The 18159-nt window shown below is 70.1% G+C and carries 19 protein-coding genes; 10 read left to right on the top strand and 9 right to left on the bottom strand.

Annotated features, from left to right (window positions below):
- The first annotated feature begins 70 nt into the window (after positions 1–70).
- The 4 genes from ubiE (at position 71) to EV148_RS02185 (ending at position 4861) form a co-directional block, all read left to right on the top strand.
- Positions 71–847: a bifunctional demethylmenaquinone methyltransferase/2-methoxy-6-polyprenyl-1,4-benzoquinol methylase UbiE gene (ubiE, locus tag EV148_RS02200; protein WP_131992792.1), complete on the top strand. Its 777-nt coding sequence runs from the start codon at positions 71–73 to the stop codon at positions 845–847.
- 43 nt (positions 848–890) lie between these two features.
- Complete coding sequence (locus EV148_RS02195) at positions 891–1082, top strand: hypothetical protein (protein ID WP_131992789.1); 192 nt, start codon at positions 891–893, stop codon at positions 1080–1082.
- Between the two features lie 211 nt (positions 1083–1293).
- A complete protein-coding gene (locus tag EV148_RS02190; protein WP_131992786.1) occupies positions 1294–2862 on the top strand; it encodes a S10 family peptidase in 1569 nt (522 codons plus the stop codon).
- Positions 2863–3001: 139 nt separating this feature from the next.
- Positions 3002–4861 (top strand): M1 family metallopeptidase, encoded by a 1860-nt coding sequence (locus EV148_RS02185; protein ID WP_131992783.1) that lies wholly within the window; start codon positions 3002–3004, stop codon positions 4859–4861.
- 12 nt (positions 4862–4873) lie between these two features.
- Here EV148_RS02185 and EV148_RS02180 read toward each other — a convergent pair whose 3' ends face one another.
- The gene (locus tag EV148_RS02180) at positions 4874–5626 is read right to left on the bottom strand and encodes a tetratricopeptide repeat protein (protein ID WP_131992780.1); all 753 of its coding nucleotides are present in this window, start codon (positions 5624–5626) and stop codon (positions 4874–4876) included.
- A gap of 311 nt (positions 5627–5937) precedes the next feature.
- Entirely contained in the window at positions 5938–6594 is a 657-nt protein-coding gene (locus tag EV148_RS02175) for a DUF4097 family beta strand repeat-containing protein (protein WP_131992777.1), read from the bottom strand.
- 121 nt (positions 6595–6715) lie between these two features.
- Between EV148_RS02175 and gpmI the strand changes: the two genes are divergently transcribed.
- From gpmI to EV148_RS02145, 6 genes are all read left to right on the top strand, one after another.
- On the top strand, positions 6716–8242 hold the full coding sequence (gpmI, locus tag EV148_RS02170) for a 2,3-bisphosphoglycerate-independent phosphoglycerate mutase (protein WP_241987944.1): 1527 nt from the start codon (positions 6716–6718) through the stop codon (positions 8240–8242).
- A 3-nt stretch (positions 8243–8245) separates the two neighbouring features.
- Positions 8246–9415: a murein hydrolase activator EnvC family protein gene (locus EV148_RS02165; RefSeq protein WP_131992771.1), complete on the top strand. Its 1170-nt coding sequence runs from the start codon at positions 8246–8248 to the stop codon at positions 9413–9415.
- Positions 9416–9592: 177 nt separating this feature from the next.
- Positions 9593–10963, top strand: a complete 1371-nt coding sequence (locus EV148_RS02160; RefSeq protein ID WP_131992768.1) for a S41 family peptidase — start codon at positions 9593–9595, stop codon at positions 10961–10963.
- Positions 10960–11280, top strand: coding sequence for a hypothetical protein (locus tag EV148_RS02155; protein WP_131992765.1), 321 nt, complete (start codon positions 10960–10962; stop codon positions 11278–11280). Before EV148_RS02160 ends, EV148_RS02155 begins: the two co-directional genes overlap by 4 nt.
- A gap of 27 nt (positions 11281–11307) precedes the next feature.
- Positions 11308–11976 carry a signal peptidase I gene (lepB, locus tag EV148_RS02150; RefSeq protein ID WP_131992762.1) on the top strand — a complete coding sequence of 223 codons (669 nt, stop codon included), beginning with the start codon at positions 11308–11310 and terminating at the stop codon, positions 11974–11976.
- Between the two features lie 45 nt (positions 11977–12021).
- Positions 12022–12297, top strand: a complete 276-nt coding sequence (locus EV148_RS02145) for a DUF3144 domain-containing protein (RefSeq protein WP_131992759.1) — start codon at positions 12022–12024, stop codon at positions 12295–12297.
- An 18-nt stretch (positions 12298–12315) separates the two neighbouring features.
- Here the strand turns inward: EV148_RS02145 and EV148_RS02140 are convergent, their stop codons facing one another.
- From EV148_RS02140 to crp, 7 genes are all read right to left on the bottom strand, one after another.
- The gene (locus tag EV148_RS02140) at positions 12316–12642 is read right to left on the bottom strand and encodes a DUF1820 family protein (RefSeq protein WP_131992756.1); all 327 of its coding nucleotides are present in this window, start codon (positions 12640–12642) and stop codon (positions 12316–12318) included.
- A gap of 142 nt (positions 12643–12784) precedes the next feature.
- On the bottom strand, positions 12785–13468 hold the full coding sequence (locus tag EV148_RS02135) for a rhomboid family intramembrane serine protease (protein ID WP_131992753.1): 684 nt from the start codon (positions 13466–13468) through the stop codon (positions 12785–12787).
- A gap of 17 nt (positions 13469–13485) precedes the next feature.
- Positions 13486–14370: a general secretion pathway protein GspB gene (locus tag EV148_RS02130; protein ID WP_131992749.1), complete on the bottom strand. Its 885-nt coding sequence runs from the start codon at positions 14368–14370 to the stop codon at positions 13486–13488.
- Between the two features lie 30 nt (positions 14371–14400).
- The gene (locus EV148_RS02125) at positions 14401–15996 is read right to left on the bottom strand and encodes an AAA family ATPase (protein WP_131992746.1); all 1596 of its coding nucleotides are present in this window, start codon (positions 15994–15996) and stop codon (positions 14401–14403) included.
- A gap of 158 nt (positions 15997–16154) precedes the next feature.
- Entirely contained in the window at positions 16155–16796 is a 642-nt protein-coding gene (locus EV148_RS02120; protein WP_131992743.1) for a hypothetical protein, read from the bottom strand.
- Between the two features lie 162 nt (positions 16797–16958).
- Positions 16959–17093: a DUF1801 domain-containing protein gene (locus tag EV148_RS18800; RefSeq protein ID WP_241987943.1), complete on the bottom strand. Its 135-nt coding sequence runs from the start codon at positions 17091–17093 to the stop codon at positions 16959–16961.
- 145 nt (positions 17094–17238) lie between these two features.
- Positions 17239–17853: a cAMP-activated global transcriptional regulator CRP gene (crp, locus tag EV148_RS02115; RefSeq protein WP_414650076.1), complete on the bottom strand. Its 615-nt coding sequence runs from the start codon at positions 17851–17853 to the stop codon at positions 17239–17241.
- Positions 17854–18159: the final 306 nt, after the last annotated feature.

Here is an 18159-nt window from a genome sequence, read left to right as displayed (position 1 = left end):
CCGCGCATTATGCGGCCGGCGCGCGCGGCTGCAACGCAGGCCACGCCGCGGCTGCGGTACCATGCACGCCATGAACGAGACGACGGACAAGCCTGCAGGCACCACCCATTTCGGCTACCGCGACGTGCCGGAGGCCGACAAGGCGCGCCTCGTCGGCGAGGTATTCACCTCGGTCGCGCGCAAGTACGACATCATGAACGACCTCATGTCGTTCGGCGTGCACCGCTTGTGGAAGCGCTACTTCGTCGCGACCAGCGGCGTGCGCGAGGGCGATGCCGTGCTCGACCTCGCCGGCGGCACCGGCGACATCGCTGCGCTGCTGCTGCCGAAAGTGCGGCCGAACGCCGCCGGCAGCGGCCGCGTCGTCGTCGGCGACATCAACGGCGACATGCTGCGCGTCGGCCGCGACCGCCTGCTCGACCGCGGCCTCGTGCACGGGCTCGACTGGTCGCGCATGGACGCCGAGGCGTTGCCGTTCCCGGACCGCAGTTTCGATTGCGTGACGATGGCGTTCGGCCTGCGCAACGTCACGCGCAAGGAAAAGGCTCTCGCGGAAATCCATCGCGTGCTGAAGATCGGCGGGCGCGCGCTCGTGCTCGAGTTCTCCGCGGTGCGCGCCGAGTTCCTCAAGCCGCTGTACGACTTCCACTCGTTCCAGGTGCTGCCACGCATCGGCTCGCTGATCGCGGGCGACGCCGCGAGCTATCGCTACCTCGCCGAGTCGATCCGCAAACACCCGGACCAGGAAACGCTGAAATCGATGATGGAAGCGGCCGGCCTCGCGCGCGTCGACGTGCGCAACCTGTCCGCCGGCATCGTCGCGATCCATCGCGGCTATCGCGTCTGAAGTCGATCTCGATCCCGCCGCCACCTCGAGCAGCGGCCTGCCGGTGGCCTACGCCTCGCTCACGCCCGCGGTATGCGCCATCGCCGCGCCGCGTGTGGTGACCGCGCTCGCGATTGGCGTCTGCACGATCGAGGCGAGTCAGGCGGGGGACCACGACTGGCAGGAAGCGGCGCCGGTTGCGCAGAACATCCGGATCGCCGCTTCGGAGGAAATCTTCAGCGACGGATTCGAATGACGCGCGGTCCCGCGCGCGCTGCATCGCGATGCGCGCGGGACCTTGCCGGATGAACTCTCCGCTCGCGGCGCCGCGTGATCCGGAGCTGCGTATCGATCGCAAGGGAGTCTTTGCACCGCGTTTACACCGGACCCGAACTTTCGTCACGGGCGCGCCGGCGCGCGCCGGCGCAGGCTGCGCGTCCGTGTTGACCAGCCCAAGGGTTCCCGTGATGCGTCGCAATCCTTTCGGGGCGCTGCTCGCCTCGCTGCTGCTCGTATTTTCGCTCGCCGCACAGGCGGCCGACGACGACAAGGACGCCGAGTCCGCCGACAAGGACGCGAAGTCGGCGAAGAAGGACGAGAAGCCCATTCCCCCCGAGAAGACCGCCGTCTCGCACGGTAGCGTCGAGGTCGGCGGCCGCACCATCCGCTACACCGCGGCCGCCGGTAACGTGCTCATCCAGGACAAGGACAACAAGCCGAACGCGAGCGTGTTCTACGTCGCGTACACGGCCGATGCCGCGCGCGGCGCCGGCGAGCGGCCGGTCACGTTCTTCTACAACGGCGGCCCCGGCTCGCCGAGCGTCTGGCTGCACATGGGTTCGGTCGCGCCCGTGCGCGTCGAATCGGCGAGCGCCGAGGCGACCGCACCGCCGCCGTACCGGCTCGTGCCGAACGCCTACAGCCTCATCGACCGCAGCGACCTCGTCTTCATCGACGCGGTCGGCACCGGCTTCTCGACGCCGGTCGGCAAGGGCAAGGGCAAGGACTTCTGGGGCGTCGACCAGGACCTCGACGCGTTCGCCAAGGCCATCACGCGCTACGTGACGATCAACCATCGCTGGAACGCGCCGAAATTCCTGTTCGGCGAGTCGTACGGCACGACGCGCTCGGCCGGCCTCGTCAACAAGCTGCAGAACGACGGCATGGCATTCAACGGCGTCGTGCTGCTGTCGTCGATCCTCAACTACGGCGCGAATTCACCCGGCCTCGACCATACCTACGTCGGCGTGCTGCCGACGCTCGCGGCGATCGCGTGGTACCACGACAAGGTGCCGAACAAGCCGGCGGACCTGCACGCGTTCCTCGACGAGGCGCGCGCGTTCGCGGCGGGCGAATATGCCGCTGCGCTCGCCAAGGGCCAGGACCTTCCGGCGGCCGAACTCGATGCGATGGCGACGAAGCTGTCGCGCTATACCGGGCTTTCGCCGCAGTACCTCAAGGAAGCGAACCTGCGCGTGAACCAGAGCCGCTTCCGCAAGGAACTGCTGCGCGACGAGCGACGCACGGTCGGCCGCTACGACGGCCGCTACGAGGGCATCGACCTCGACGCCGCGGGCGAGACCCCGGAATTCGATCCGTCCTCGACCGCGATCACCGGCGCCTACATCGCCGCGTTCAACCACTACGCGCAGGACACGCTGAAGTGGAGCAGCGACACGCCGTACGTGCGCACCGGCCCCGGCATCATCCGCGAGTGGGACTGGAAGCACGAGCAGCCGGGTTCGCGCTTCCCGCAGCGCGTGCCCTACGTCGCCGCCGACCTCGCGCGCGCGATGAGGGAGAATCCGAAGCTGCAGGTGCTGTCGGCGAACGGCTGGTTCGACCTCGCGACGCCGTTCTTCGCGACCGAATACGACATCTCGCACATGCAGCTCGACCCGTCGCTGCGCGGCAACGTGAGCTTCACCTACTACCCGTCCGGACACATGGTCTATCTCAACGTCGACGCGCTGAAGCAGTTCAAGGCGGACCTCGACCGCTTCTACGACCACGCGCTCGGCGTCGCAGCGCACTGAGCACGCCGCCGCGCCGGCGTGGCGGGGCCGCGGCGCGGAGATCCGCGCCGTGGCGCCTCGGCGGCAGGCGCCCTGCGCGAATCGCGCGTCGATTTGGGCGACAATCCCGCATTCCAGTACCACGCATCGAGGTTTCGCCGTGTCCACGTTCCCGCGCCTGCTCGTCCTACCCTTGTTGCTGCTCGCGGTGGACGCCGCGGCGGCGACGGCCGATCCGCACAGCTACGCGAACACCGAAGCGGTCGCCGTGCGCAAGGTCTCGCTCGACCTCGACGTCGATTTCGACAAGCGTGAACTCGCCGGCACGGCCGAACTTTCGCTCGACTGGCACGACCCGGCCGCGCGCACGCTCGTGCTCGACACGCGCGATCTCACCATTGAAGGCGTCGAGGCAAAGGCCGTCGGCGGACCTGCGCGCGTGCTCGGCTTCGCGCTGGACAAGCGCGACCCGATCCTCGGTTCCGCGCTGCGCATCCGCCTCGACCAGCCGGCCGTGAGCGTGCGCATCAAGTACCACAGTGCGCCGCAGGCCTCGGGCCTGCAGTGGATGACGCCGGCGCAGACCGCGGGCAAGCAGCATCCATTCATGTTCTCGCAGTCCGAGTCGATCCACGCGCGCAGCTGGGTGCCGCTGCAGGACACGCCGTCGGTGCGCTTCACCTACACCGCGCGCGTGCGCGCGCCGAAGGCCCTGCGCGTCGTCATGAGTGCCGACAACGACGTCGAGCACGCGCTCGACGGCGATTTCCGTTTCACAATGGACAAGCCGATACCGTCCTACCTGCTCGCGATCGCGGTCGGTGACATCGCCGTGCGCGAAACCGGGCCGCGCAGCGCCGTCTACGCCGAGCCGTCGGTGGTCGAATCGGCGGCGAAGGAATTCGCCGACACCGAGAAGATGATCGAGACCACCGAAAAGCTGTACGGCCCGTACCGCTGGGGCCGCTACGACATCCTCGTGCTGCCGCCGAGTTTCCCGTTCGGCGGCATGGAGAATCCGCGCCTGACGTTCGCGACGCCGACCGTGCTGGTCGGCGACAAGAGCCTCGTGTCGCTCGTCGCGCACGAGCTCGCGCACTCGTGGTCGGGCAATCTCGTCACGAATGCGGCGTGGAAGCACATGTGGCTCAACGAAGGCTTCACCACCTACGTCGAGAACCGCATCGTCGAGGCGGTGTACGGCAAGGCGCAGGCGGACGAGGAATTCATCCTCGCCGCCGACGAATTGCGCGGCGAGCTCGCCGAAACGCCGGCGCCCGACCAGCGCCTCGTGCCCGATTTCGACGCGCGCGATGCCGACGAGGCGGGTTCCGATTTCGCCTACACCAAGGGTGCGTGGCTGCTGCGCACGCTCGAAGCGAAGTTCGGCCGTGACGCGTTCGATGCTTACCTGCGCGGCTACTTCGACCACTTCGCGTTCCGGAGCATCACGACCGAGCAGATGCTCGCCTACCTCGAGCCGAACCTGCTCGCGAAGTATCCGGGCAAGATGAGCCTCGCCGAAGTGAAGGCCTGGATCGAGCAGCCGGGCATCCCGGCGGATGCGGGCGTGCCGACCTCGGAGCGCTTCGCCTCGATCGCCAGGCAGCGCGACGAATGGCTCGCCGGCACACGCAAGGCCGCCGACCTGGATGCCAAGGGCTGGAACACGCAGGAATGGATGTACTTCCTCGACGGCTTGCCGAAGCCGCTCAAGGTGGCGCAGCTCGCCGAGTTCGATGCGGCGTGGCATCTCACGGGCGCGCCGAACGCGGAGATCGCGCGCCGCTGGTACCTCGCCGCGATCCGCGCCGACTACCGCCCCGCGCGCGAGCAGATGGCCGCGTACATGACGCGCATCGGCCGCCGCTACCTCGTGCTGCCGCTGTACGAGGAACTCGCGAAGACGCCGGACGGGCTCGCGTTCGCACGCGGCGTCTACGCGAAGGCGAAACCCGGCTACCACCCGCTCACGCAGGCGGGGATCGAGAAGGCGCTCGCGAAAAAGAAGAAGGGCTGACGCGCGTCGCGCTCAGCCGGCCTCGAGCGTGCCGAGCTCGCGCTTGGCCGCATCGAGCCATTCGCGCTCCTTGCGCCGGTAGTAGCGTGGCGCAAGGCGCGCGCGCTTGAGCATGTCCTGCAGCACGGTGCGCGCCTCGGCGATGCGCTCACGGCGGCGCAGCAGGCTCGCATAGCGGTAGCGCGCCTGCTCGCCGGGATAGCTGCGCGCGAGCACTTCGTACTCGGCGAGCGCGGCATCGTGTTCGCCGAGTTCCTCGAGACAGCGCGCGTAAAGCAGGTGGCCGTCGCTTGAGCGGAACGCGGGGTTCGCCTTGATCAGCGCCTCGAGCGTGCCGCGCGCGGCCGCGAAGTCGCCATGGCCGGCCTGCGCCTCGGCCAGGCCGAGCATGAACAGCGGCTCGGTCGCGTACATGCCCTTGAGGATCGATTCGTACAGTTCCGCCGCATTGCGGTAGTCGCGCAGGCGCAGGCATTCCTCGGCGAGCGCGCGGCGGTTGTCGGTCGTGTCGGCGAGTTCGAGTCGTTCGCGGATCGCGCGGCGCCGGCGTTCCGGGTCGATCGTCTCGAGCATCTGCCGCGCCGCCTTGCGGCTGCGCGGATCGTTGCGCAGGTCCGGCAGCACCGCGACGAACACGTAGACGGCGACTGCGACGTACGAGCCGATCAGCAACAACCAGATCCAGTACAGGGGCCGGCCGCTGCGCACGACGTGGATGGCGCAGAGGATCGTCAGCGCGAGCGAGGCGAGCAGGATCAGCGGCATGGCGGCTGGGCGTGGCGGCGTCGAAACGGCGCATCCTGCGCATTCCGCCGCGGCCACGCAAGCCGTCGCGACGCGTCGCAGGATCTGCGACGAACGCGCGTGAACCTCTTCGCCGCAGTGGATGCCGTCTTTCGCCCCACGGACGGGGCGATCCCCTCCTTGGCATGTCCTCGCCCCGTACCGTCGTCAGCGGTGCGGGGCTTTTTTTCGGTTGGGGATGCCGTGGCCGCCGTGGGTCGCCTTCAAGCCGTCAAACGCCGTCGCTCCGGCGAACGCCGGCGCAGCCGTCCATGGCTGTCACCGGGACGGCGTTACGGCTGGTCGCCCGAGAACTTGGTCGCCTTCGCGCCCTTGATTTCGCCGACGGTCGCGGTATCGCTCACGAAGAGCTCGACCTCGCGGCGGAAATCCAGCGTGCCTTCGACGATCGCGTGCGGGCCGATCACGATGCGCGGGTTGCGCTGCTTGCCCCACGACCAGCCATGCGGCTTCTCGACGAGGATGCCGCCCTCGACGCGCGAGTCGGCGCCGACCTCGATGTCGCCGCTCACCGTCTCGATGCCGCCGCCGATGTGCGCGGCGTCGAGCACGTAGCGACCGTTCACGTTGGAGGCGCGGCCGGCGATCTCCGCGCCCTTGCCGAGCCGCACGCCGCCGTTCACGGTGTTCACCGTGCCGCTGATCCGCGCGCCGGCACCGAGGTCGATGCCGCCATTGACGGTCTCGAGCGACTCCGCCGTCGCGCGATCGCCGAGTTCGATCGAACCGTTGACGGTCGATACCTTGGTCGCGCTACCGCCACCGTCGATGCGGATCGAGCCGTTGACCGTGCTCAGGGCGCCGGCCTGCTGGTCGCCCTCGATGTGGATGGAGCCGTTCACCTTGTCGACGTCGATGCCGCGCGCGGAGGCGGTGCCGGCGAACAGCAGCGAGGCGAGGGCAAAGGACAGTGCGGTCTTGCAGTGCATGGCGGTCTCCGGTCGGGTACGTCGGCAGCTTGGATGCGCCGGCACGCGGAAAGGTTGAAAGCCCCGTCCAGCGCGTCGTTCCGCTAGCATTGGCGCCTGCCTACGCCACGGAATGTGCCACGTGTCACGACCCAAGCCGATCCTGCTGCTGATCCTCGACGGATGGGGCCATCGCGCCGAAACGGCCCACAATGCGATCGCCCAGGCCGACTGCCCGAATTGGCGGCGCCTGCTCGCCGAGTGCCCGCACACCCTGGTCGACACCCATGGCGAATTCGTCGGACTGCCGGATGGCCAGATGGGCAATTCCGAAGTCGGCCACATGAACATCGGCTCCGGCCGCATCGTCTACCAGGACCTCACGCGCATTGACGCGGCGATTGCCGACGGCTCGTTCGACGCCAATCCCGCGCTGGTCGGCGCCTGCGACGCGGCGCGACTCGGCGGCGGCACCCTGCACGTCTTCGGCCTGCTCTCGCCCGGCGGCGTGCACAGCCATGAACGGCACATCTTCGCGATGCTCGACCTCGCCGCGCGCCGTGGCGTCGCGCGCGTCGCCGTCCACGCGTTCCTCGACGGCCGCGACACGCCGCCGCGCAGCGCCGGCGCGAGCATCGAGGCGCTGGCCGCGAAGTGCGCCGCGCTCGGCAACACGCGCATCGCGACGGTCAGCGGTCGCTATTACGCGATGGACCGCGACCACCGTTGGGAACGCGTGCGCCTCGCCTGGAGCGCGATCGCCGAAGCCGTGGCCGAATACCACGCGATCGATGCCGCGACCGCCTTGCACGACGCCTACGCGCGCGGCGAGAACGACGAATTCGTCAAGCCGACCGTCATCGACGGCGGCGCGCGCGTCGCCGACGGCGACGCGATCGTGTTCATGAACTTCCGTGCCGACCGTGCGCGTGAACTCTCGCATGCGTTCGTCGACGCCGACTTCGACGGCTTCCCGCGCGTGCACGCACCGCGCCTGTCCGCGTTCGTGACCCTGACCGAATACGAGCAGGGCCTTGCAGCGAGCGCGATCGCCTGGCCGCCGCAGTCGATGCACAACACCCTCGGCGAATACCTCGCCGCGCAGGGCCTGCGCCAGCTGCGCATCGCCGAGACCGAGAAGTACGCGCATGTCACGTTCTTCTTCTCCGGCGGGCGCGAGGAACCCTTCGAAGGCGAGGATCGCATCCTCGTGCCGAGCCCGAAGGTCGCGACCTACGACCTCAAGCCCGAGATGAGCTGCCCCGAGCTCACCGACCGCCTCGTCGATGCGATCGGCTCGGGACGCTACGACTTCATCGCCTGCAACATCGCCAATCCCGACATGGTCGGCCACACGGGCGACGAGGCGGCCGCGATCAAGGCCGCCGAAGCGGTCGATGCCGCGCTCGGCCGCCTCGTTCCGGCGATCCGTGCGGCCGGCGGCGAGATGCTGGTCAGCGCCGACCACGGCAACCTCGAACAGATGGTCGACGCGAACGGCGTGCCGCACACCCAGCACACCGTCGGCCCGGTCCCGCTCGTCTACGTCGGGCGCAAGGCGCGCCTGCGCCACGGCGCCCTGCGCGACCTCGCGCCGAGCGTGCTCGCGCTCATGGGCCTGCCGCAACCGCCCGAGATGAGCGGGCGCAACCTCGTCGAATTCGACTGAGCCGTGCGGCGGTACCTGCCCGCGCTGTGCTGCCTCGCGGCGGTGCTCGCCTGCGCTTTCCCCGCGCGCGCGCAGGACGCCGGCGAGGCACAGCGGGCGGCGCAGGAGCAGGAAACGAGGAAGAAGCTCGACGCCGTGCGCGCCGAACTCAGGCAGCTCGCCGAACAGCAGCGCGTCGCCGGTGGCGAACGCGACGAGGCTGCGCGTGCGCTGCGCGACAAGGAACTCGCGCTCGCCGCGGTGGCGCGGGACGTGCAGGCGCTCGACACCCAGGTCGCCGCGCAACAGGCACGACTGGACGAACTCGACGCGGGCAAGGCGAAGCTCGATCGCACGCTGGCGCAGCAGCGCGCGGCGCTCGGCGGCCTGCTGCGTTCGGCCTACGCGCTCGGCCGCGGCGAGGAGCTCAAGCTGCTGCTGCAGCAGGACGACGTCGCGGCGATCTCGCGCGTGCTCGCCTACCACCGCTACTTCCAGCGCGCGCAGGTCGAGCAGATCGAACGCCTGCGCGCCGACCTGCAGCGGCTCGCCGACGTGCAGGAAGAGATCCGCCACGCGGCCGACGAGCTCGCCGCGACACGCGACGCGCGCCGGCAGGAGGGCGCGAAGCTCGACGCCGAACGCGCGGGGCGCGCCGAACTGCTCGGCCAGCTCGAAGCGAAGATGAAGGACCAGGCCGCGCGCATCGCCGCCCTCGGCCGCAACGAGGCCGAGCTTGGCAGCCTGCTCGAACGCCTGCGCGACGTCTTCGCCGACATCCCCGAGCAGATCGCCGGCGCGGCCTCGTTCGCGAGCCAGCGCGGCCGGCTCGCGTGGCCCCTGCAGGGCAGGATCGTGACTCCGTTCGGCGCGCCCGACGAATCGGGCCGGCGCAGCAGCGGCCTGCTGCTCGCGGCGAAGACCGGCAGCGCCGTGCACGCGGTGTCGCACGGTCGCGTCGCGTTCGCCGACTGGCTGCGCGGCTACGGCCTCATGCTGATCATCGACCACGGTGACGGCTACCTCAGCCTGTACGGTTGCAACGAGACCCTGCTCAAGGACGTCGGCGACTGGGTCGATGCGGGCGAGACGATCGCGACGAGCGGCGCGAGCGGCGGCCAGAAGGTGGCCGGCCTGTATTTCGAACTGCGCGCGAAAGGCAAGGCGGTCGATCCGCGCGGCTGGCTGCGCTAGCTGAACGTTTCGCCGGATTCGCGGTCATAGCAGCGCGCGCGCCGCGTCGCGGGACTACACTGCCCGCGTGGCGCGTGTGCGCAGGTCGCCGCGGACCGGCTCGGGTTCGTGGCGGCAGGTTTCCAGCGGTGGAGCGACCGGATGGCCGCGCCATCGTCCACCCCGAGGTCCGGCCCGATGGTCCAGCGTCTGCTGCTTTCTTCCCTGTTCCTGTGCGCCGTCGCGCCCGTGTTCGCCGACGAGCCGCCCGGCGGCGCGAGTGCGCCCGCCGATGTGAAGGCGCCGATCGACGCCCAGGCGCCGGTGGCGCCGGCCGCTCCGCCGAAGAGCGCGCCGCTCGACCTCGGCGACATCCGTGCGTTCACCGCGGTCTACAGCCTCGTCAAGCAGGCGTACGTCGACGACGTCGACGACCATCGCCTCATGCAGGCGGCGATCCGCGGCCTCCTCGGCGGGCTCGACCCGCACAGCGAATACCTCGGCAAGGAACAGATGGAGGATCTCACCGAGGACACCACCGGCAGCTATGCCGGCCTCGGCATCGAGGTACTGCAGGTCGACGGCAGCCTCAAGGTCATCGCGCCGATCGACGACTCGCCGGCCGAACGCGCCGGCATCAAGGCCGGCGACACGATCGTGCGCATCGACGGCAAGCCGGTGCAGGCCGACGACGTCGACAGCGCGATCGCGCAACTGCGTGGCAAGCCCGGTTCGCCGATCACGCTCAGCGTGCTGCACGAGAAGCAGACCACGCCGGTCGACATCGCGCTCAAGCGCGAGGTGATCCGCGTCGCGAGCGCGGGCGGCCGCCTGCTCGAGCCCGGCTACGCGTACCTGCGCGTGAGCCAGTTCCAGGCCGAGACCGGCGCGCAGCTGCGCAAGCGCATCGAACGGCTCGCGGCCGAGAACAAGGCGCCATTGCGCGGCGCGGTGCTCGACCTGCGAAGCAATCCGGGCGGCCTGCTCACCGCGGCGATCGAGGTCGGCGACGAATTCCTCGAGGGCGGCGTGATCGTCAGCACGCGCGGCCGCATCAAGGATTCGGAGATGACGTTCCGCGCGACGCCGGGCGACCTGCTCGCGGGCGCGCCGATGGTCGTGCTCGTCGACAACGGCACCGCGTCGGCGGCGGAAATCGTCGCCGGCGCATTGAAGGACAACCACCGCGCGCTGCTCATGGGCCGGCGCACGTTCGGCAAGGGCTCGGTGCAGACCGTGTTGCCGCTCGACGCCGAACATGCGGTCAAGCTGACCACGGCGCGCTACTACACGCCGAGCGGCATCTCGATCCAGGCCGCGGGCATCCAGCCGGACATCGCGCTCGCCGACCTCGCGCTGAGCGAGCGCGACAGCGATCCTTCGCCGATCGTCGGCGAGCGCGACCTGCGCAACCACCTCAAGGGCGCGAACGAGGGCAACGCGGTCGAGACGCCGCCGGCGGCCGACCGCGACCTGCAGCGGGACTACGCGCTCAACGAGGCGCTCAACGCGCTGAAGGCGCTTGCGTTGCGGGCGCCGCATGCAGCGGCCGCGCCCGGCAAGGGTTGACGACGGCGGACGGCGACGCTGCCCCGGCCGCGTTTCCTTACCTGTGGCTCGTGCGAATTCCACTCGCGGCGACGGCCGCCCTGCTGCTGCTCTTGTTCGGCGGCGGCAAGGCCGGGCCGCTGTTCGTCATTGCGTTTTTCTCGTTGCTCCTCGTTTTCTCGCTGCTGCAGGTGTTTGCGCTCCCGCTTGCGGTCCGTGCGTGCATGCGAGCGCGCGCATGGCCGGCCCGTGCCCTGCTCGCGATGGGCTGCGGGGTGCTGCAGATCGCGTTCGTTGCGTGGTTCGTGGTACGCATCGTGTTCTCCGATCTCACTTGACGTGAAACATCCATGGAGAGAAATGCCATGAAGAACTGGCTGCACGCGAACCGCCGCATCATCGCGTTCCTGCTCCTGCTCGGCGTGTTCCGCAGCGCGGTCGCCGACTGGAACCCGGTGCCGACCGCATCGATGCGCCCGACCATCCTCGAAGGCGACGTCGTGCTCGTGAACCGGCTCGCCTACGACGTGCGCCTGCCGTTCTCCGACACGGTGCTCGCGCGCCTCGGCGATCCGCGCCGCGGCGACATCGTCACGTTCTCCTCGCCACGGGACGGCACGCGCCTGATCAAGCGCATCGTCGCGCTGCCGGGCGACACGGTCGAGATGCGCGAAAACCGCCTGCTCGTCAACGGCGAGGAAGCGCGTTACGAGTCGCTCGGACGCGAATCGCCCGCACATCCCGGCCAGCACGGCATCGCCGCCGAACGCGAACGCGAGGCCGTCGCGGGTTCCGAGCGCGTCGTGCAGTGGCTGCCCGGCAGTGCCGCGCGGTCGAGTTTCGGTCCGGTCACCGTGCCCGCCGACCAGTACCTCATGCTCGGCGACAACCGCGACAACAGCGAGGACTCGCGCTACATCGGCTTCGTGCCGCGCGCGAAGCTCATCGCGCGGGCCGAACGCATCCTCGTCTCGGCCGATATCGTCGACCACTGGCAGCCGCGCTTCGCGCGGTTCGGCGCGGCATTGCATTGACGCCGGCGGCGGCGGACCATACGCGGCCCACGCACCGGAGTCGCGATGAACACCCCGCAGGACATCACCGAGGACCAGTTCTTCGAACTGGTCGACCGCTTCGTCGCGCAGGCCAACGAATTCGGCCAGCGCTTCCCGCAATCGCGCGTGAGCGCGGCGATCCTGTTCGCCGCCGCGCGCTTCAACGCGTTCCAGTGGGTCAACCGCAGCCAGCTGCTGCAGCAGACGCCCGACGAGGCGACCGTCGCGTTCCGCGCCGAATACGAGGCGATGTTTCGCGAGAACCTGCGCAGCTTCGGCGTGTTGCAGCCGGACGCCTGAGCCGTCCGCCGCGCGCCGCTATTTCGCGCGCGGCGGCGCGAGCGGGAACGGCATGATCTTGTCGCCGCTCGCGGCGTCGCGGATCGCGGCGACGCCGCGGCGCGCGACTTCCTCGATGCGCACGATCGCGTGCATCGGCACGTGCAGCATGGTCGTGTCCTTGAATTCCTCACGCAGGCGCTCCTCGCTCGGGTCGACGACGAGGGCTTCGCCGGGCGTGTCGAACACGAGTTCGCCGACCTCGGTGAAGCCCCAGAGGTGGCTCGACGCGACGTGGCGGGCATAGAGCTCGATGCTCTTGCCCTGCGACAGGAAGCTGACCTTGTAAAGTTTCGTCTTGCGCATGCGGCGATTGTAGCTTCCGCGCGAGACATCGCACGGCGTCGTCGCCGGGCCGGGAATGGCAGGCATGCGTTCCCGCCATCATCCAGTGATCCATCGATGGCCGAGCCGGGGACGGGGCAGGAGGCCTTTTCCCCGGCATCGACTAATTCCGCAACCTCCGCGCAATCGCCGGCCGCGACAGCAGCGCGAGCAGGATGCCGATCACGAAGCCTGCGATGTGCGTCCACCAGGCCACCGCGCCGAACGCCGGGCCGACGTAGGTGAACAGCAGTTGCAGCGCCGCCCAGAACCCGATCAGCAACGGTGCAGGGATGCGCACGAATTCGAGGAACACGCCGAGCGGCAGCACGAGGCCGAGGCGCGCGCGCGGGAACAACGCGAGGTAGGCGCCGACCACCGCCGACACGGCGCCGCTCGAGCCGACGATCGGCGCGCTCGTGCCGGCCAGGGTGAGGGCGCCGACGAGGTTGGCGAGCGCGCCGCCGGTGACGAACATCGCGAGGAAGCGCGGCGATCCGAGCGCGCGTTCGGCCGACACGCCGAACACGACGAGGAACAGCAGGTTGCCGGTCAGGTGCAGCCAGTCGGCATGGATGAAGATCGCCGTGACGAGGCGCGCCGCACGCAGCTCGAGCAACTGCTGCCACCACGGTGCAAGCGGATCGAGCAGGGTCGAGGGCACCGTGCCCCAGCGCGACAGCGTCGCGAGGCGCTCGCCCGGCGGCAGGGTCACCAGCCAGAGGAAGGTCGCCACGCAGGCGGCGACGATCAGCAGGGTCGCCCATGGAGGCCCGGTGCGGCGCGAACTCGGCAGGTAGACGAACATGCCGGGCGTCGCCTGCGTCAGCGTCCGTCGCGCGGGTACAGGAAACGCTGGCCCTTGAAGTCGAGCACCATGCCGTCGGCACTGATCTCGTGCAGCACGACGCCGTTGCCGAGATCGTCGCCTTCGACGTGGCGCTCGCCTTCGAGCACGATGAAGCGCTCGGCCGGGACGTCCGAATAGACGTGCATGGTCAGCTTGAGGTCGGGCAATTCCTTGCGCGTGCCGTAGGGCAGCTCCCACACGCTCGGCAGCGGTGGTGCAGCGGGCTTGGCCGGCGCGGCCTGCGTCGCGGGCACGTTCGCCGTCGTCGCCGGCGGTGCCGGCTTCGCGCCGGCGGGCGGCGTGGGTTTGGCCGGCGCGTTCGCCGTGTCGGCCGCGGGCTTGGCCGGCGCTGGCGCCGGCGTCTTCACGCCGACCGTCGCGTCCGTCTTCGCCCCCGCCTTCGGCGTCGCGGCAGGCGCGGGCGCGGCCGGCGCCGGTGCAGGCGGCTTGGCCGTCCCCGGCGTGCCGACGAGCGCCGCGTTCGGCGGCGGGTTCGCGACACCCGGGCGGTCTTTCGTCGGCATCGGCGTGAGGACCGCGGCAGCGGACGCCGGCGGCGCCTTCGCCGGCGGCGCGGGCTTGGGTTCCGGGCGCGCGACGCGTGCGGGCGCGGTCGGCGGGATTGCCTTCGCCTCGGGCGCCGGCGCCGCGCTCACCGGCTGCGCCTCGTCGACGGGCGGGCCCGGGGGCGTGCGTACGAACCACCAGCCGGCACCGAGTGCGAGCACGATGAGGCCGGCGAGCAGGGGCAGCAGGCTGCGGCGTCGCCGGCTTTGCGGCGCGGGCGTGCCGAGCGTCGGCATCTCGCCGAGGCGACGCTGCTGTTCGGACTTCTTCAGGGCTTCGAGGATCAACGACATGAGGGGTTCCGGCTGCGTTCGCGTTGCAGGTTATTCCACGGTGCGGGCCAGGTGCGGCCCGGCGTCGTCCAGCGCCGACAGCGCGAACAGGGTTTCCGGGCCGATGATTCCGTCGGCCTTGATGCCATAGGCTTGCTGCAGCTTGCGCACGCGTTCCTCGAAGGCTGCATCGAACGTCGCCGGCGAGGCTGCACCGGCGCCGCCGTCGAACGTCTTCAGGCGCTCGGTCGCCCAGGCGACCCCGCTGCCGCTCGCGCCGCGCTCGAGCGTCGCCGGAATGTCCGCCGGCAGCCGCCAGAGCACGACGAAATCGCCGTTCCAGAACTTGGACAGCGAATCGCGCGCGAGTTCGTAGCGCGCGCCGGCAAGATCGAGTCGGACGTGCTGCTTGCCGACGCCCTGCAGCAAGGCGTGCGCGGGATGATCGCCCTTGCCGAGCAGGAGGATCAACGGGCGATCGAAGCGTACGAGCTGTTCCAGCGTCGCGCGGCCGCGCAGGCAGGCGACGCCAGGCGCGACGAGCGCCGCGCACCGGCTCGCCTCGCGCACCGACACCGAGTCGGCATCGACTTGCCAGCGTGCGAGCAATTGCGTGAACGCGGTGAGTTCCGTTTCGGGCTTCTCGGCCAGGCGCGCCTCGAGCCGGGTCGCTTCGACATCGACGGCGGGCGGAGCCGCCGTCGTCGGCGGCGCCGGCACGAACTTCGGCGGCTCCGGCCGTTGCTGCCACCACCACGCGCCGGCGGCGGCGCCGACGGCGAGCAGGGCGGCGGTCGCCCACGCGCCGTAGCGGCGGAACCAGTAGCGCGCATGGCCCGGCAGCGTCTCGTCCGCGGCGCGATCGACGAGGCGTTCGCCGATGCTGTCCTGCTCGCGCGCATAACCGGCCATGAGGGCGCGATCGGCGATGATGTTGACCAGGCGCGGGATGCCGCCCGAGCGCTGGTACAGCGCCTTCATGCCGAGTCGCGAGAACGGGATGCGCATGCAGCCGGCGACGGCCATGCGATGGCGCACGTACGTCTCGGTCTCCGCCGCATCGAGCGGCGTCAGGTGGTAGCGCGCGGTGATGCGTTGGGCGAGCTGGCGCAGCTCCGGCCGCTCGAGCATCTCGCGCAGCTCCGGCTGGCCGAGCAGGATGATCTGCAGCAGCTTCTGCGTCGGCGTTTCGAGGTTGGTGAGCAGGCGTACCTGTTCGAGCGACTCGGTCGAGAGGTTCTGCGCCTCGTCGACGATCAGCACGACGCGCAGGCCCTGCGCATAGGCGTCGAGCAGGAACGCATTCAGCGTGTCGGTGAGCGCCTTGAGGCTGCCACGCTTGCCCTCGATCGGCAGCTTCAGCTCCTCGCAGACGGTCTCGACGAGCTCGACCGGCGACAGCTTCGGGTTGAGCACGAGCGCGATGCGCGTGTTCTCGGGCAACTGCTCGAGCAGCAGGCGGCACAGGGTCGTCTTGCCCGTGCCGACCTCGCCGGTCAGCTGGACGAAGCCGCCGCTGCCACCCTTGCCAATGCCGTAGAGCAGGTGCGCCAGCGCGTCCCGGTGCCGTTCGGACAGGAACACGTAGCGGGGGTCCGGGGTGATCGAGAACGGCGGCTCGCGCAGGCCGTAATACTCAAGATGCATGCGCGTACTTTACCCGACCGGGGCTGGGCGACGCCCGCGCGCCCGCCACGGCCTCGCCCGGCGGCCATGGCGTGGCTTCCTGCAAGGGTCTTCCGGCGGCCCGGCCGCGCAGCGCTGCGATCCGCGGCACCGGGCGGCGCGCGGCGCCGCCCGCGGACTCAATGCGCGCGCACGTGCCGCGCGTGGCGCGGTGGCGCGGCCGCGGCTTCGCCGGAGAACAGCGCGATCGCGGTGCGCGCGACCTGGCCGGTGTCGTAGTAGGCGTAGGCGCCGACGCCGAGCGCGCCCACCACCGGCAGCCAGCGCGTGATGCCACGGCCGACGAGGCGCCTGGACAGGCTCACGCCGATCTTCGCCGCGATCTTCTCGATCAGGCGCAGCGGCAGGTCCTGGACCAGCAGGCGCGCACCGACCTGCACGCCGACGTCGCGCAGGGCCTGCGCGGCGGCGTGGCGGAACAGGCAATAGAGCATGTGCGAACGCGTGAGGTCGGCGCCGACGCCGTACACCGCCGCGATGTCGGCGACCATCTGGCGCTGGATGCGCCAGATCGCGACGAGCTCGGGCACGATCGTGAGCCAGCCGAGCGGACCGGGCGGCAGCGCGAGCGAGCCGGCGGCGAGCGCCGCCTTGTTCGCCGCCGCCGAGGCGATCGCGCGTGCGCGATCCTCGGGCGTGCGGCTCGCGCGTTCGTCGCTGCCGGGCACCTGGCCGGCGATGTCGAGCACCGCGCGCGTGAGGCGCTCGCCGAGGCTTTCGTCCGCCGTGTCGACCCGGCGGGCGGGAACGTGACGGGTCATCCGACCCTCCATGCACCGTCGTTGGCGCGAGTGTCGCATGCAGCGGCTGTATGCGCGGCGACCGGCGTTCGGTGCGCGTCGCTGCGTGCACCGCCCGCCGCGGCTCGGCGCGTCCGGTACTTCCAGTGGCGGCAGGTCGGCGACCCGCTCGATGCGGCCGAACTATCCGGTCAGCTGCGCGTCCTTGCCCGTGCCGGCGACAGGATTGCCGAGCCGGAAGCCGAATGCGACGTGCTGCTTGAATGCGGCCATGCTGCACAGCAGCCGGTCCGCGTGGGCGAAGTGCGGAGACCCCACTTGATCGTTTCGTCCGCGGGCGGGCATGCCGCGCATGCGCATTCGCGCAGGTGCGCGAGGATCGGCTGGGCGAATGGCGCGGCCCCGGCGATGCAGGCGTCGACGCGTGGATCGCGGCAATCCATCGCGCCGGCGGATGAGGGCGTCAGTGCGTGCCGACGACGACGATGGTCTTGCCCGACACCTCGATCATGCCCTGTTCCTCGAGCTGCTTGAGTACGCGCCCGACCATCTCGCGCGAGCAGCCGACGATGCGGCTGATCTCCTGGCGCGAGATGCGGATCTGCTTGCCCTTCGGGTGGGTCATCGCATCGGGTTCGTCGATGAGGTCGAGCAGGGTCTTGGCGACGCGGCCGGTCACGTCCATGAAGGCGAGCCGGCTGACCTTGCGCGAGGTGTGCAGCAGGCGGTTGGTCAGCTGCGAGCCGATCGCGAACAGGATCTTCGGGCACTCGTCGCGCAGTGGCCCTTCGAACAGGTTGAACATGCGCTCGTAGCCGATCTCGGCCAGTTCGCATGGCGTGCGCGTGCGCACCATGACTTCGCGCCTTGGGGTTTCGACGAACAACCCCATTTCGCCGATGAACTCGCCGCGGTTGAGGTAGGCGAGGATCAGCTCGCGGCCTTCCTCGTCCTCGGACGAGACGGTGAGCGAGCCGTCGATCACGTAGTAGAGGATGTTGGCCGAGTCACCGGGCCGGATGATCGCGGTCTTGCTCGCGTAGCGTCGGCGGTGGCAGGCGCCGAGGAACCGCTCCATCGCGGCGCGATCGGGCGTGAGCATCGGCGGCGCCTGGACCTTGTTGACCTCGCGCTGCAGGTTGTAACGGAAATCGGCGATCTTGGCTTGCGCTTCCATTGGGTCCCCTCCGCGCGGGGTGGGCCCGCGGCGGTCGTGCTGGCCATGGCGGAACGCACGGGGCTCCATGCGTTTGCGAGCCCGCCGGGGGCCGGATGATTCATCTTATTGCAATTTGTGTCGCGCGTGGCGACACGCGGCGGACGAACGGGCCCGGAACGCCGCGCGGCGGCCGCGCGCATCCGGTTTCATCGTGCTGCCGCTTGG

The organism is Dokdonella fugitiva, from assembly GCF_004342425.1.
In the GTDB taxonomy this organism is placed as follows: Bacteria; Pseudomonadota; Gammaproteobacteria; order Xanthomonadales; family Rhodanobacteraceae; genus Dokdonella_A; species Dokdonella_A fugitiva.
Note: the sequence above shows the minus strand (reverse complement) of the source record. Positions and strands in the feature narration are given on the sequence as shown.